The organism is Brevibacterium ravenspurgense, from assembly GCF_001584615.1.
Taxonomy (GTDB): domain Bacteria; phylum Actinomycetota; class Actinomycetes; order Actinomycetales; family Brevibacteriaceae; genus Brevibacterium; species Brevibacterium ravenspurgense.
In genome coordinates this window covers 344,060-358,522 of the sequence record NZ_LQQC01000010.1, presented here as the reverse complement: position 1 = coordinate 358,522, position 14,463 = coordinate 344,060, and the positions used below count along the sequence as shown (strand labels likewise).

Sequence of the window (14,463 nt, the reverse complement as noted above, 5' to 3'; positions counted from 1 at the left end):
AAAGCACAGGGGCAGTTCTTCAGATGAGGCTGCTGTCTCCCCTGGCGGTCTGAACGGACGAGGTGCCGCTGCCGGCACCGCTGTCCGCACGGTTTTCCCGGTCGGCGACATCGGCTGCCAGGACCAGGTGTGTGATCCTTTCGCCCTTCCTCCCGGAGATGCGAGCCCATTCGTCTGGGTTCGTCGTGTTCGGCAGGTCTTCGTGTTCGCTGAACTCTTCCCGGATGCCCCGGTACAGGTGATCCCACGTAATACCGTGTTCGCCCAGGTCGAGGTAGGCCTTGATGGCGTGCTTCTTCGCCCGATCGACGACGTTGGAGATCATGGCTCCCGAGGTGAACTCGGCAAAGTAGAGCATTTCGCGCCGACCGTTGGCGTAGGTCACTTCGACGAAGCGGTTGCGGTCGGTCTCGGCGTACATTTCCTCAACACAGCGTTCGATGAGGCTTTCGACGGCGGCGGCCTTTGTCGTCGTGATCTCGGATTCTGCGACCGGCAGGTCCTCTGTCAGGTATTTGCTGAAGATGTCCTTCGCGCCTTCCCTGTCGGGACGTTCGATGCGGATCTTCACGTCGAGTCGTCCGGGCCGGAGGATGGCGGGGTCGATGAGGTCTTCGCGGTTGGACGCACCAATCACGATGACGTTGTCCAGCTGTTCAACACCGTCGATTTCGGTCAGCAGCTGCGGCACGATCGTGGTTTCGACATCGGAGGACTTGCCTGTTCCGCGCGTGCGGAACAGGGCTTCCATTTCGTCGAAGAACACGACGACTGGCGAACCGGCCGTGGCCTTTTCGCGGGCGCGGGCGAAGATGGTGCGCAGCTGACGCTCGGTTTCGCCGACGTACTTGTCCAGCAGCTCCGGACCTTTGATGTTGAGGAAGTACGAGCGGGTGTTTTCTCCGCCGCGACGCTGGGCAAGCGAGTTTGCAACAGCCTTCGCGATGAGAGTCTTGCCGTTGCCGGGCGGCCCGTACAGCAGAATGCCCTTGGGCGGCTTGAGTCCGTGCTCGGTGTACAGCTGAGGGTGCTCGAAGGGCAGTTCGACAGCATCGCGGATTTCGCTGATCTGTGCGGACAGGCCGCCGATGTCGGAGTACGAAATGTCCGGAACGGTTTCCAGCATAAGGGATGCCGTTTCGGCCCTTTCAAGCCTTTCGACAACCAGCCCGCTGCGGGAATCGAAGACGAGCGAATCCCCCACTCGAACGGGCTTGTCGCGCAGCGGCTGAGCCAGTGTCACGACCCGTTCTTCGTCCGTGGATGTCGCAGCGAGCACGCGGGTGTCGTCGATGAGTTCACGCACTGTGACCACCGAGCCTTCGTCAACAAAGCCGAGTGCTTCGACGATGACGAGGCCTTCAGTCAGGCGAACGCGTCGACCCGGCGTGAGGTCGCGCAGCGGAACTTCCGTGCTTACAGACAGGCGCATGGGACGGCCCGCGTAGTGGACGTCGGCGAAGACGACATCGCCTTCGCGCACGGTGCCGAGCACTACTGCGTAGGAGTTCGGCGGTTCGGCAATCCTTTCGGCCTCGGTCTTCAGCCTGTCCAGTTCAGCCCGAGCAGCTTTGAGTGCTGTGCTGAGCTGTTCGTTGCGCTGGGAAGCTGAGAACAGCTGCTGGCGGAGGCCAGCTGCGTCCTGACGGACCTTCGACAGTTCTTGTCGCATTGTCGAATCATCCATTGAGCTCTCCTTCGCTGCTGTTGAGAATGTCAAGCCGGGAACCCGCCTCGCGGACGGAACGGCGGATCTTCTTCGGCGTGGGGTACTTGACCCCAACGGATTCGTCGGTGACTTCGGGACCGAACCACACGTCGAGATCCTTCTGGTCCGGTTCGGCCTGCTGGCCGCGTTTTGTGCGGCGCAGCGGGGTTGTTCCCTGTGCCACGCGACGGGCGAAGACAAGGAAGCCGGTGTGGCCGATCATGCGGTGCTCGGGCCTGACTGCCAGGCCGTCGAGGTGCCAGTCGCGGACGGTTGACTCCAAAGCGTGCGGCTTTGTGTAGTTGCCCGACTCCTGCAGCGCCTGCACGGTGCGGGACATCTGCGTAACCGTCGCAACGTAGACCACGAGCACTCCGCCGGGCACAAGTGCTTCTGTCACAGCGTCCAGGCAGTCCCAGGGGGCGAGCATGTCGAGCACGACGCGGTCGACTTCGCCCGGTCCGTAGGCCTTGGGAAGCTCTTCTGCGAGGTCTCCCACCGTGATGTTCCACGCGGGGTGCGGGCCTGCGAAGAAATCAGAGATATTGCCCTCGGCGATCTGCGCGAATTCTTCACGCAGCTCAAAGGAGTGGACGCTTCCGGAATCGCCCACGGCTCGAAGCAGGGCGATTGTGAGAGCACCAGAGCCCACACCCGCCTCGACAACCCGGGCACCGGGGAAGATGTCACCGAAACCGGTGATCAGGGCGGCGTCTTTCGGATAGATGATCGCGGCACCGCGCGGCATTGAGAGAACGAAGTCCGAATACAGGGGTTTGAGAACCTGGTATTCAACGCCGACGGAATTCTGCACGGTCACACCGTCGGGTGCGCCGATGATGTCGTCGTGGGCGATGATCCCGCGATGAGTGTGGAATTCTCCGCCGGGTTTGAGGACGATGGTGTTCATCCTGCCTTTGGAGTCGGTCAGCTGGACCTTGTCTCCTGCTTTGAGAAGACCCCGACGGTCATCGGCGCCGGCCGGAACGGGTGCGGATTCAAGACTCATGATTCCCCAGTCTAGCCGGGCAGGTTCTGCTGTGAGGGCCCCTCGGGTGCAGTCTCAGTCTTCGAGAAGCTCGTGGAAGAACTCCTGCAGATCGATGATGCCTGCAAGCGTCGAACCCTCCATGATGAGGCAGAACTGCGCTTTGGGCCTGTGGGTGAGGGATTCCAGAAGATGCGGTGCGGAAATTCCGCGCGGCACGCCGATCCACGCACCCAGCGGACTGGAGAAATCGCCGACCACAGCGCTGCCGGGGCCGCCGACGGTCGTTGCCGACCTTTCTGCAAGCTGCCTGTTGAGCAGACCGGTGGGCAGACCTGAGCGGTCGAGGATCACCACCAGCGCTGCACCGTCAGCGGTTCTCGCGGCGTCTGCGGCGCGCAGTGTTTCTTCTACATCAGCGTCGAAGGCCGCTGCGATTGCCGGTTGGATGACCTGGTCGAGATCGTAGGTTTCCATGCGGCGGGCGCGTTTGGCGTGAGCCGCGGCATCAGCTGCCGAAACCCACAGCATGACCGCAATTGCTGTCGTCCAGATGACGGTCACGAGGTCCGGTTTGGATCCCACCGTGTAGGGGTATGCGACAGCGCCGACGACGAATCCGACCGCCACGATCCGGCCGATGAGGCTGGCGATCATGGTGCCGCGGAACTGGCTGCCGGTGAACCGCCAGATGAGCGCCTGCAGGGCCCACCCGCCGTCCAGCGGGATGCCGGGCAGCAGGTTGATGACGCCAAGTGCCACATTGGCAAAGGTCAGGGCGGCACACAGCAGCCACGGGATGCTTCCCGGACTGGAGTGATTCATGCCGATCCAGCCGCCTGCGGCAAGAATGATGTTGACGACGGGGCCCACGATCGACACGTAGAAGCTCGTCATCGCAGTGCGCTTCGCGTCGTCGTCGATTTTGGGTTCGAACTTGGTGAAGCCGCCCCACACGTTGAGTTCGATGACGGACACCTTCTGTCCGCCGAGCGTGCCTGCAACACCGTGGGCGAATTCGTGCAGAAACACCGAGGTGAACAGAAGGATCGCGTAGAGGAACGCGACGAACATCGACGTCGGAACGCTCATGCTGGGCGATAGCGTGCGAATGAAGGGCGCCAGAAGGGCCGTGATGAGGATCGCGGCAATGAACCACGTCCATGACAGCACAATGGGCGCGCCGAGGGCGCGGCCGATCACAAGGCCGCCGGCTGTGCCGTCCTTACTCGCATTCGCTTGAGACATATGCGCCATCCTAACTGCCGGAGTCGACAACATCGCGACCTTCGACCGCGTGCCTACTAGGCTGTGGTCATGGTCTCGCTCAATGCTCTTTCACCGTCACGCGCCAACGACTTCGTGTCGTGTCCGCTGAAGTTTCGATTCCGCACAATCGACAAGCTTCCCGAACCGCCGAGTGAAGCCGCGTTCAAGGGAACGCTCGTCCACTCGGTGCTTGAGGGGCTCTTCGACCTGCCCGCTGAAGAGAGGACTTCTGGAGCAGGGCGATCGCTCATCGAGCCGAGCTTTGCCGAACTTGAGAGCAAAAACACAGCGGAGATCGCAGAGCTCTTTCCCGACGAACCGTCTCGTCTGAGGCTGTTCGCGCAGGCAGGTGAACTCGTTGACCGCTATTTCACCCTCGAACTTCCAGACCGGCTGGAACCGGCGGGACGTGAGCAGTTTGTGCAGACGAAGCTGGACAACGGACTGCTGCTGCGCGGATTCATTGACAGGGTCGACGTGGCTCCCGGCGGCGAAGTGCGACTCGTCGACTACAAGACCGGCAAGGAGCCCAAGCCCCAGTATTCGCGGGAAGCGGAGTTCCAGATGCGGTTCTACGGCGTCCTCAAGCACCGCACTGACGGCACTTTGGCCCACACGCTGCAGCTGATGTACCTAGGCTCCGGCACCATCAAAGCCATGCGCCCACAGATGTCGGACATTGAGAGGACGGAAGCGGAGATCCTGCACATTTGGGATGACATCGTGCAGGCTGCCCTGACGGACACCTGGCGGCCGAAGAAATCGCCCTTGTGCGGGTGGTGTCACTTCAAAGACATCTGCCCCGCCTGGGGCGGACGGGCCCCGGAAACCCCCGAAATCACTGCGATTGCCGGGCGATAGCCGCTCGCTGAAACTCTGCCAGCGACAGGCCTTCCAGGCTCTGGGCAATCGACCAGCGCGGGTCTTCGGGAATGTCAACGTGGCACGGCACGACGAGCGTGTGTGCCCCAGCACTTGAAGCTGAGAGTGCCCCATTGAGGGAGTCCTCAATCGCTATGCACTCCTGCGGGCGCAGACCGAGGGCCTTCGCTCCCACCTCGTAGGGTTCCGGGTGCGGTTTGCCGTGCTGAACCTCGTCACCGGTGATGACAGCATCAAAGGTGCCCTCGGGCAGGCTGGCGACAACAGCATCAGCCAGGGGGCGAAACGACATCGTGACCATTGCGGACGGAATCCCCGCTTCGCGCAGCTGTGCAAACAGCTCCCGCACACCGGGACGGAACGGCACGCGCTCCTGCACCTGGGCAATGACATCGCGCGTGAGCCGATTGATGATCTCCAGCGGCTCAAGCGGAACGCCGAGGTCGATGAACACCTGCGCTGAAACCGTAAGGGCATTGCCCACCAGCTTCAGCCCGTCTTCTTGTGACCACGGGAGGCCGAATTCGGCAGTCAGCCGATGTTCGGCTTCGATCCAGTACGGTTCGGTGTCGACGATAGTGCCGTCCATGTCCCATAGGACTCCAGAGAATTCCATGCTTCAACCCTAAGAGCTCTGCGCGGCTTTCGGGCAACACCCCGGTGAACACGACTAGGCTGGTCACATGGCATTTCTTCCGAGTCAAGACGGACAGATCGTGATCGTCGGCCTGCAGGGGCCCAACAGCCCCGACGACGCTGCGGCAGTCGTCATCGACATCCTCAAACGGCACCTGGACGACTATCACCTGATCGATGTCAGCGTGGCAGAAAGCTATGACCGCACGCAGTACCCGCCGTTCATCATCCGCTCCGAAGGGGAGCCCGTCGTCGTTCATCCGCAGGTCGTCGGCATCGAAGGCTCAATCGAGCGAGCCGGCAGGTTTGTGCAGACCCTGCTGGTCACAGGGCCGACGCCGCTCGACATGTGGGAAGAGCTCATCGAAGACCTGCTGATGCCGCTGCGCCCAGAAAGCGACGTCGTTATGCTCCTGGCCTCAGAGCCAGCCGCTGTCCCGCACACGCGCAGCCTGCCAGTCCGGCTGACATCAGAGGACCCGGACATCGTGGACATCTCAGAAGTCCAGACGGCGGAATACGAAGGAACAGCGAACCTGCAGGATGTCATGGCCGTGGCCCTGTACGAAAAGGGAATTCCCACAGTCTCGCTGACATGCGAGATCCCCGACTACGCGGCTCTTTCACCATCGCCGAAGGCGGCACTGGCCCTTCTGTCCGCGCTCGAAGACATCACCGGGATGACGTTCGACCCCGAGGACCTGACCGAAGCATCCCGAGCCTGGTCGGACAGCGTCGACATGTTCGCAGAATCAGACTCGGACCTTGCCAAGAGGATCGCGATGATGGAAGAAGAGTACGACCTCGCGACCGAGCACGACGGCGAAGACATTGCCCGGGAGTTCGAAAAACTGCTGCGCAGGCGCGAAGAGGACCGCTGATAGGCCTCAGGGACAGAAGTCAGAGCTTGATGCCCAGGAGAGCATCAACTGCGGCGACGACAGCCTGAGTGTTCTCGTCCGCATCTGCTTCGGTCTGCCGGGCAGCCGCCCAGTCGTCAATGACGCACAGCGCGTTGGGCGTGTCGAGGTCGTCCGCCAGTTCGCGGCGGATCTCGGCAACGACCTCAGCCGGATCAGACGAGTTTCCACAGCCGGCTGCTGCGCGCCAGGCTGCCAAGCGGTTCTCAGCGGCGGCCAGCACACCGTCGCTGTACTCCCAGTCCGACCGGTAGTGGTTGCCGAGAATCGCCAGGCGGATGGCCATGGGGTCGGTTCCGGCGGCTGTCAGGTTCGACACAAGCACCAGGTTGCCCAGGGACTTGCTCATCTTTTCGCCTTCGTAGGCGACCATGCCGGTGTGCATGTAGGCATCGGCAAACGGTGTGTCCGTCAGGGCGATTGCGTGAGCCGCACCCATTTCGTGGTGCGGGAAGATGAGGTCTGATCCTCCGCCCTGCACGGTCAGCGGGTACCCCGCGTACTTGCCGGCGATGACAGCGCATTCGATGTGCCAGCCTGGGCGGCCCGGTCCCAGTTTGCCGCCGGGCCACTGCGGTTCGCCTTCGCGGGCAGCGCGCCACAGAAGAGCGTCGAGCGGATCTTCTTTGCCGGGTGTGTCTGGGTCTCCCCCGCGTTCGGGGAAGATTTCAAGCATGTGTTCGCGGCTGTAGTGCGATTCCGAACCGAACGGCGGTTCGACTTCCGTGCTGATGCGGTAGTAGACGTCGCCGTTGTCCAGGGTGTAGGCGGCGCCGCGCTCAAGCAGCTTTTCTACGGCTTCAACAACGTCCGGAATCGATTCGACAGCGCCGATGTAGTGCTTCGGCGGGATGACGCGCAGCGCCTCCATGTCAGAAAAGAACAGCTCAATCTGGCTGTCGGCCAGTTCGCGCCAGTCAACTCCGGTCGCCTCAGCGCGTTCAAGGAGGGGGTCGTCAATATCCGTTGTGTTCTGGACGTAGACGACATCAGCTCCAGCATCAATCCAGCTGCGCAGCAGGACGTCGAAGGTGACGTAGGTCGATGCGTGGCCCAGGTGCGTTGCATCGTAGGGAGTGATGCCGCACACGTAGAGCCGGGCCGTCCCATCTACGAGGAGGCCGCTGACGGGGCCCCTGGCCGAAGTGCTGTAGACAGTGCTGTCGGCTGGAGCTGCCGGCAGGACTGGGAAGTCGGACAGGGACGGGACTGCGGGAGCTGACCAAGGTTTCACGCCACCCAGCATAACCGTCATGTGTCTACACCGGGGGCCAGGGAATCGGAATTCGGTCCTGTGGCATCGACGGCATGGTGCCGTTGCCTGCGAGCTGTCCGGCACGCAGCGCGAGAGCTCGGTTTTCGTCCGGAGTGAGGAGCTCTGACAGCTCAGCGGGAACTGCGCCGGCGATAGAATCCAGCGCTTCGCACAGGTCGCCCGGCACCGGTACTCGATCAAACCCCCACAGGATCGTGCGCAGCTTTGGCTCCGTGTGGAACGTAAGGCCGTTGTCGATTCCGAAGAATTGAGCTTCCGCCAGCGGATCCCATGCCCCGGAAAGGATGTGGCTGCCCTTGCGGTCGGCGTTGTTGGCAACGATGTCGAACACTGCCAGGCGCAGGATCTGCTCATCGGGACTGTGGGCGATGACCACCTGTTCGCCCGTTTCGGTTTCACCTGCCGCAGCGGGGAGCCAGCCGTCGGGAAGCTCAGAGGGCAGGCAGATCGTCACGGGCGGTTCGTCGTCGCCGTCTGAAAGCACATAGGCCTGCAGAGACCCTGGCCCCAGCGGGCCGTCATCAAGAAAGACCGTCGGCGGCACCTCGTCAATTCCCAAGTGGTGAGCCAAGCGGTAGGCGGCCACTTCCCTGCGTGCGAGTGTTCCTGCGGGAAAGTCGTGCAGCGGCCTTTCGCCGCGCACCGGCTTGTAGATGCCTCGGCGTACGGTGGGGCCGGTTCCGAAGTCCCCTTCCAGCAGGCACAGAAAAACCGCATTCGAGGCGCCGGGCACCCGGCCGAGCACCGTCATGTGTGCTTCGGCCAACGCCGATTCGATCACCTGGGCACCCCGTTGGCCCGCGGGCACAGGTGACCGCCTGGATCCAGCGGAAGCGAGCAGAAGGGGCAGTCAGCACGGCCCGCGTTGACCACCTGGTCGGCACGGCGAGCGAACTCGCGAGCGGCTTCGGCGGAAAGAACAACGCGCAGGACAGGCGATTGGGAGTCCTCGTCGTCGTGCCCGAAGCTGATGGCCGAGCACTCGATTTCCAAATGCCGGCGACGCGTGTCCCACCCCAGGCTCATGGTGCCCACGCGAAATTCGGGTTCCACCGGCATTTCGAGGTTGGCGTTGTCAGCATCTGCCGGATCCGGACCGGCCGGGATCATGTAGCCGTCGGCGGAGCGTGACCGCACCATGTCCAGAAGCTCGTTGATGCGCTCACCAAGGAGCTCCACCTGCTCCTTTTCGACAGCTGCCGTAACGACCCTGTCGGCGTCCTTTGCCTGAAGGTAGAAAGAGCGATCTCCCGGCAGGCCGACGGTGCCGACTATGAACCGTTCGGGGGCGGGAAAAACATATTCGCTTTCAGCCATGGTCAACAGGGTAGTCGCTTCGGCCCCGCGCGGTTACGATGGAGCCATGAGCTCAGAACCGGAAGTCGCCCTCGAAGCCTTCATCGCAGCGATTCGCGAACACTACGCGGCCTCAGTCAACCGGACCTCCGACACCGACGAACGCGTCGAAGCCGCCTACATGGCGCTGGCTGACGCCTATGAAATCTACGAAGACGCCCTGTACGTCGCCTACGACGAAGTGACTCCGTTTGAGCTTTTCGACGACATCGAGGACGCCCGCGAAGACGGCACCTTTGATGACTTCGACGATGACTTCGACGACTTCGATGACGACGAAGAATACGACGACGAGGATGACGAAGACGACGACTGACCGCCGCCGGTCAACTGTGTGCAAGCTCTAAGCCGACCGCGGGCGCGTTTCCGCGCACTGGCCAGCCTTGTCCGTTAGAGTCCCGTAGGGCCTGCTCAGACTGACAGGACCGACTGTCGTTTTCGAAGGGATCGCATGGACTGGCTAGTGGCGACCGTTTTGGGAATCGTGCAGGGGCTCACCGAGTTCTTGCCGGTGTCCTCGTCTGCACATCTGAGGATCGTCGGCGAATTCCTCATGCCCGGCCGTGAACCGGGCGCATTCTTCACCGCAATTATCCAGATCGGCACTGAGCTGGCCGTTCTCGTGTACTTCTGGAATGACATCGTCACGATCATCACCAAGTGGTTCAAAGCCCTGTTCGGCAAGCACGACCGGCGTGATCCCGAGGTGCGGCTCGGCTGGCTGATCATCATCGGCTCGATCCCGATTGGTGTGCTGGGCCTGCTGTTCGAAGATCAGATCACCTCGACGTTCCGCTCACTGTGGATTGTCGCGACGATGCTCATCGTCTTCGCAATCTTCATCGGCCTTGCTGATGCCTTCGGCAAGCGGGTCAACACGCTTGACTCCATGCACTGGGGTCAGGGCCTCACGTTCGGCTTTGCGCAGGCACTGGCTCTTGTGCCCGGTGTATCGCGTTCCGGCGGCACGATCATGGCCGGTCGCATCATGGGCTTCACGCGTCCTGCAGCGGCACGCTATTCGTTCCTGTTGGCAATCCCGGCCGTCATGGCCTCCGGTGTTTACAGTCTTTTCAAAGCGATCAAGGATCAAGTAGACGGGACTGCGTCGATGACAATCGGCTGGGGACCCACCCTGCTGGCCACCGTCGTGTCTTTTGCAGTCGGCTACGCCGTCATCGTCGGCTTCCTGAAATTCGTGCAGACGAAGTCGTTTGCGATCTTCGTGTGGTACCGCATTGCGCTGGGTCTGGTCATCTACGTTTTGCTGGGCACGGGAGTTCTCGCGGCTTCCTGATCACGAGGTGCCGGTCGGCTTTTCAGGCTCCTCCCCCGAGGGTGCTCGCTTGGCCGGTTCTTCCGGCTGGTGTCACGGACAGTGCGGTGAGCACGGGAACTCTGCTCGCATAGTCGATTGTCGTCAGCGAACCGGGTGCGACTGCTGTTCGCTGAAAGTTCTGCAGCTGCAGCCCCAAGGCGTCTGCGACGGCCATTTTGATGATGTCTCCATGAGTGACGACAACTGCGACGGCTTCACTGTTGCGTTCGCGAAGTTCGTCGAGGACTTTCTCAACACCTTGGCGGGTGCGAAGCCAGGCGTCGTGCTGTGCTTCCCCACCGGGAAACACCATGTCCTGCGGAGTGTTCTGGACGCGTTCCCATTCCGGCAGTCTGCGCAGTTCTTCAAGGGGACGGCCGGACCAATCCCCGTAGTCGACTTCTGAGAATTCCCCCATGACGGCGGCGGCAGGTACGGCAGAGTCGTGGTTCTTCGCATGGGTGCGCATCAGCAGATCAGCCGTTTCGGCGCATCGTGCTACTTCAGAGACCTTCCACAGGGCGATGCTGGAAGGCAGCAGATCAGCCGCGGCACAGGCCTGCTGACGGCCAGCAGCAGTCAGCGGATTGGCGCCCCGCCGGCCTGCGAGTACGCCAGCGAGATTTGCCTCCGATTGTCCGTGGCGCGCGAAGATGATCTTCACCATAGAATCAGGCTAGCGCGATGATACAGTGACGGCCACCCCAGGGAAGGAGCACAAGCCCAGGTGAAGCGAGAAGTCGAATACGAAATGCGGCAGGTGACATTTCACCCGAAGATTTCGCGCAGCGAATCTCTGCGCGCACTGACCGAAGCTGCCGACACCGGTCGGTGGGAGCTGGCACGGACGGTCGTCGGTATGGGTGGGCAGAAGACCGTTTGGCTTCGTCGCCGCGTTATGACGGTCGTGCGCACCGCATGAGGTCCGGCGCAAATCTCCTCTACATTCTTCCGGCGATTGCGACCGGACTCGCTGTTTCCCTGCAGGGAAAGTACAACGGCGAACTCACCGTTGAAATCGGTCACTGGATCTACAGTGCGGCAGTGTCTTTCGGCGGCGGACTCATCATCATTGCGGCAGTCACCGCAGCCCTGCCGGCTGGGCGCCGGGCCATTGCCACGACCATCAAACTTCTGCGTTCTGGTGAGTTCCCCTGGTGGATGTGCCTGGGCGGGCTCGGCGGAGCGACGATCGTCATCGCTCAGGGTGTCACGGTTCCCGCTTTCGGCGTTGCCGTATTCACCATGAGCTTCACATCCGGGCAGCTGCTCGGTGCGCTCGTCGTCGACAGCACGCGGCTGCCGGCCGGCGGACCGAAGCCCATCACTCTGGGCCGTCTAGTAGGCGTCGCTGTTGTTCTGGCCGGTGTTGCAATCATGAGTGCGGGAGCCGTCACGTCCGGACTGCAGTGGTGGATTCCGCTCGTTCCCTTTGCCTCGGGCGTTCTCACCGGACTGCAGCACGCTTTCAACGGCAGGCTGTCAGCCGCTTCGGGCTCCGCACTTGCTGCGACAACCATGAACTTCGTTGTCGGCTTTACGGCTCTGGCCGTTGCGTGCGCTGTGGTGTTCGCCTCCGGCACTCCCCCGCTGCGTTTCCCGCCCGAACCTCTGCTGTACTCCGGTGGTGTGTTCGGCGTTGCCTTCATCCTGGTGTCCGCTCTCATCGTTCCCCGCCTGGGTGTGCTCATACTGAGCCTGTCCACGTTGGTCGGCAATATGGGCGGTTCGCTCATCATTGATGCGCTGGCCGGAAATGAACAGGCGTTCACGATTACCGCTCTGACCTCGATTGCGCTGGTCGTACTCGGAGTTGTCATTGCAACACTGCCCGGCAGGCCGGTTTTCGGCGGCCGCCGGGCAGTGCGCGCAAGAATCGACGTCGAGGGCTGAGCCTGTGTTCGCCGTCCGTCAGGCTTAAAGGGCAAACGCGTGGTGGTTACGCGTTGACGAGGAAATCTCCCAGGATCTGGGTGCCGAACTCCAGCGTTTCGGTCGGCACCCGTTCGTCAGCCCCGTGGAACATTGCGGGGAAGTCAAGGTCGGCCGGCAGACGCAGCGGAATGAAACCGTAGCCGGTGATCCCCAAAAAGCTCAGAGCCTTGTTATCAGTACCGGCAGACAGCGCGTAGGGCAGAACGTGAGCTTCAGGGTCGTAGGCGTGGACGCTCTTCTTCATCTGCTCGACCAGATCGCCTTCGAACGGCGTTTCCAATGACACGTGCTGCACGACTGGAACGATGTCCACGTCAGGGCCTGCGAGTTCTTTCAGTGTGAGAAGCGCATCCTCCGTCCGGCCGGGAATCGGACGGCAGTCGATAAGCGCCTCAGCGGAACCGGGGATGACATTGTGCTTGTATCCCCCACCGAGAGCGGTCGGATTGGCGCTCGTCGCGAATGTGGGGCCGACGAACTTTTCGACCGAGCCGAGTTCTTTCAGCAGCGCTGGGAAATTGTCTTCCGTGTATTCGATCCCGGTGAGGTCGGCGACGCCCTTGAGCAGCTCACGGGTCGCCTGAGGAATCTCGACGGGCCATTCGTAGCGCCCGATCCGCGCCACAGCTTCGGCGAGTTTCACAATCGGATTGTCGTCGTTGCGCTGCGAGCCGTGTCCGGCGGAGCCCTTGGCTACCAGTTTGAGCCACTGCAGGCCCTTTTCGGCGGTCTGGACCAAGTAGATCTTCTCACCGCGCACATCAACGGAGTAGCCGCCGACTTCCGAAACCGCCTCGGCAGCGCCTGCGAACACCTCGGGGTGGTTATCGACCATCCAGCCGGAGCCGTACGTTCCGCCGGCTTCTTCGTCAGCGAAGAAGACCACGAGGATGTCACGGTCCGGGACAATGTTCTCGCGCATCATCTGGCGCACTACGGCAATGATCATGGCGCAGCCGTTCTTCATGTCGACGGCACCTCGGCCCCACAGAAGACCGTCCTTGACTTCGCCGCCGAACGGGTCAACGCTCCACTCCGAGGCGTCAGCGGGGACGACATCCGTATGCCCGTGCATGACGAGTGCTGGGCGATCAGGATTCTTGCCTTTGATGCGTGCCACGAGATTGGCCCGGCCGGGGGCTGATTCGTAGATTTCGGAGTCAAGCCCGACTTCGTGGAACTTCTCTGCGATGTAGTCGGCGGCGGGCCGTTCCGGGTTGGCTTTGCCTTCACCCCAGTTCTGCGTGTCAATCTTGATGAGATCCGAACAGATCTGCACAACTTCGGACTGAGCGGCGGAGAAGTCGATGGTCATGGGTTACTCCTGTGTTTCGTCAGCCTGTGCTTCCTTTGCGGCGGACCAGCTGCCGAAGAATTTGCGCAGCGCCGGTCCTGAGGGGCGGTGCGCTCCCGCGGCGTTCTGGCGAGCCACCCACTCACCGTATGCCCGGAAGGACTGATCGGTCGAAGATTCTGCAATAAAGTCCGTCACAGCCCGCACGTACTGATCTCTGCTGAAGCGTGTAGGCCCGGGAGCTTTGCCTCGCGAGGAAATGGGAATGCCAAGGCTGCGCATGGCTGTGTTCCACTGCTGGCCGCCAAGCTGGGCGCGCACGGTTTGGCTGGTGGGCGGCCACAGGCGGACTCCCGCACTGCCGGCGCGGACAAGACGCGAAACAAACTGCCTGCGGGTCTTGTCGTAGGAAACAGCGCTGAGCGGCTTCGCCTCGTCCGATCCGATGTGCTGCTGGGCCGCTGCGATGAGGCCCTCAACTTCGCTGATCTTCTCTGTGGGGGTGCCCTGCTGTTCGAAGCGGTTCAGGAGAAGAGCGCGCACTTCAGGGGTGAGGACGCGGACACTCACATGGGCCTGCAGCCGGTGGATGCGCGCGTAGGCTGCCAAAACCGCAGCGGTGGTCAGCTCCGATTCGAGATGCGCTTCTGTCATGCGTTCTCCGTTCATCCCAGCGCTCTTTCAGCTGATTTCTAAGCGTACCGCGGGGCACAAGAGGGCTCATGCAATTCAGCCGTGTAAAGCACAAGGCCCGGAACCTTAAGTTCCGGGCCTTGTTTCGCTGTGCGCGGAGGGGGACTTGAACCCCCACGACCGTATAAATGGCCACTAGCACCTCAAGCTAGCGCGTCTACCAATTCCGCCACCCGCGCTGGGCAACA

16 protein-coding genes and 1 tRNA gene are annotated in these 14,463 nt (G+C 62.0%); 6 read left to right on the top strand and 11 right to left on the bottom strand.

All coding sequences use genetic code 11. The annotated features are described in order from the left end of the window. Positions 1 to 19: 19 nt before the first annotated feature. Genes arc through Bravens_RS06140 form a run of 3 tightly spaced genes read right to left on the bottom strand, consistent with a single transcriptional unit; the run spans position 20 to position 3,944 of the window. Entirely contained in the window at positions 20 to 1,687 is a 1,668-nt protein-coding gene (gene arc / locus Bravens_RS06150) for a proteasome ATPase (RefSeq protein ID WP_062021390.1), read from the bottom strand. Next, the gene (locus Bravens_RS06145) at positions 1,680 to 2,717 is read right to left on the bottom strand and encodes a tRNA (adenine-N1)-methyltransferase (protein WP_019175008.1); all 1,038 of its coding nucleotides are present in this window, start codon (positions 2,715 to 2,717) and stop codon (positions 1,680 to 1,682) included. Before Bravens_RS06145 ends, arc begins: the two co-directional genes overlap by 8 nt. 54 nt (positions 2,718 to 2,771) lie before the next feature. Then, entirely contained in the window at positions 2,772 to 3,944 is a 1,173-nt protein-coding gene (locus tag Bravens_RS06140) for a site-2 protease family protein (protein ID WP_062021389.1), read from the bottom strand. 69 nt (positions 3,945 to 4,013) lie between these two features. Between Bravens_RS06140 and Bravens_RS06135 the strand changes: the two genes are divergently transcribed. Continuing rightward, positions 4,014 to 4,826, top strand: coding sequence for a RecB family exonuclease (locus Bravens_RS06135; RefSeq protein WP_019175010.1), 813 nt, complete (start codon positions 4,014 to 4,016; stop codon positions 4,824 to 4,826). Here Bravens_RS06135 and Bravens_RS06130 read toward each other — a convergent pair. After that, entirely contained in the window at positions 4,804 to 5,463 is a 660-nt protein-coding gene (locus Bravens_RS06130; RefSeq protein ID WP_244878126.1) for an HAD family hydrolase, read from the bottom strand. The genes Bravens_RS06135 and Bravens_RS06130 overlap by 23 nt on opposite strands. A gap of 67 nt (positions 5,464 to 5,530) precedes the next feature. Here Bravens_RS06130 and Bravens_RS06125 point away from each other — a divergent pair, with 67 nt between their 5' ends. Further along, positions 5,531 to 6,364: a PAC2 family protein gene (locus Bravens_RS06125; RefSeq protein ID WP_019175012.1), complete on the top strand. Its 834-nt coding sequence runs from the start codon at positions 5,531 to 5,533 to the stop codon at positions 6,362 to 6,364. Between the two features lie 19 nt (positions 6,365 to 6,383). On the opposite strand, the gene mshC is transcribed toward Bravens_RS06125, so the two are convergent. Genes mshC through Bravens_RS06110 form a run of 3 tightly spaced genes read right to left on the bottom strand, consistent with a single transcriptional unit; the run spans position 6,384 to position 8,996 of the window. Further along, a complete protein-coding gene (mshC, locus tag Bravens_RS06120; RefSeq protein ID WP_425304151.1) occupies positions 6,384 to 7,637 on the bottom strand; it encodes a cysteine--1-D-myo-inosityl 2-amino-2-deoxy-alpha-D-glucopyranoside ligase in 1,254 nt (417 codons plus the stop codon). Positions 7,638 to 7,662: 25 nt separating this feature from the next. Continuing rightward, entirely contained in the window at positions 7,663 to 8,460 is a 798-nt protein-coding gene (locus tag Bravens_RS06115) for an SCO1664 family protein (protein ID WP_157452714.1), read from the bottom strand. Beyond that, the gene (locus Bravens_RS06110) at positions 8,457 to 8,996 is read right to left on the bottom strand and encodes a DUF3090 family protein (protein WP_062021386.1); all 540 of its coding nucleotides are present in this window, start codon (positions 8,994 to 8,996) and stop codon (positions 8,457 to 8,459) included. Before Bravens_RS06110 ends, Bravens_RS06115 begins: the two co-directional genes overlap by 4 nt. Before the next feature lie 46 nt (positions 8,997 to 9,042). On the opposite strand from Bravens_RS06110, the gene Bravens_RS06105 reads away from it, so the two are divergent. Next, on the top strand, positions 9,043 to 9,351 hold the full coding sequence (locus Bravens_RS06105; protein ID WP_062021384.1) for a hypothetical protein: 309 nt from the start codon (positions 9,043 to 9,045) through the stop codon (positions 9,349 to 9,351). Between the two features lie 135 nt (positions 9,352 to 9,486). Next, a complete protein-coding gene (locus tag Bravens_RS06100; RefSeq protein WP_062021382.1) occupies positions 9,487 to 10,332 on the top strand; it encodes an undecaprenyl-diphosphate phosphatase in 846 nt (281 codons plus the stop codon). A gap of 22 nt (positions 10,333 to 10,354) precedes the next feature. Here Bravens_RS06100 and Bravens_RS06095 read toward each other — a convergent pair whose 3' ends face one another. Then, entirely contained in the window at positions 10,355 to 11,020 is a 666-nt protein-coding gene (locus Bravens_RS06095; protein ID WP_062021380.1) for a histidine phosphatase family protein, read from the bottom strand. A gap of 60 nt (positions 11,021 to 11,080) precedes the next feature. Between Bravens_RS06095 and Bravens_RS06090 the strand changes: the two genes are divergently transcribed. Both Bravens_RS06090 and Bravens_RS06085 read left to right on the top strand, forming a co-directional pair. Further along, entirely contained in the window at positions 11,081 to 11,275 is a 195-nt protein-coding gene (locus Bravens_RS06090) for a DUF5703 family protein (protein ID WP_062021377.1), read from the top strand. Continuing rightward, complete coding sequence (locus Bravens_RS06085) at positions 11,272 to 12,246, top strand: DMT family transporter (RefSeq protein WP_062021375.1); 975 nt, start codon at positions 11,272 to 11,274, stop codon at positions 12,244 to 12,246. Before Bravens_RS06090 ends, Bravens_RS06085 begins: the two co-directional genes overlap by 4 nt. A gap of 46 nt (positions 12,247 to 12,292) precedes the next feature. Here the strand turns inward: Bravens_RS06085 and Bravens_RS06080 are convergent, their stop codons facing one another. The 3 genes from Bravens_RS06080 to Bravens_RS06070 all read right to left on the bottom strand — a co-directional run bounded on the left by Bravens_RS06080 (position 12,293) and on the right by Bravens_RS06070 (position 14,454). Next, a complete protein-coding gene (locus Bravens_RS06080) occupies positions 12,293 to 13,603 on the bottom strand; it encodes a M20/M25/M40 family metallo-hydrolase (RefSeq protein ID WP_062021373.1) in 1,311 nt (436 codons plus the stop codon). Positions 13,604 to 13,606: 3 nt separating this feature from the next. Next, positions 13,607 to 14,236, bottom strand: coding sequence for a hypothetical protein (locus Bravens_RS06075; protein WP_157452713.1), 630 nt, complete (start codon positions 14,234 to 14,236; stop codon positions 13,607 to 13,609). 130 nt (positions 14,237 to 14,366) lie between these two features. Continuing rightward, a tRNA-Leu gene (locus Bravens_RS06070) sits at positions 14,367 to 14,454 on the bottom strand. Positions 14,455 to 14,463: the final 9 nt, after the last annotated feature.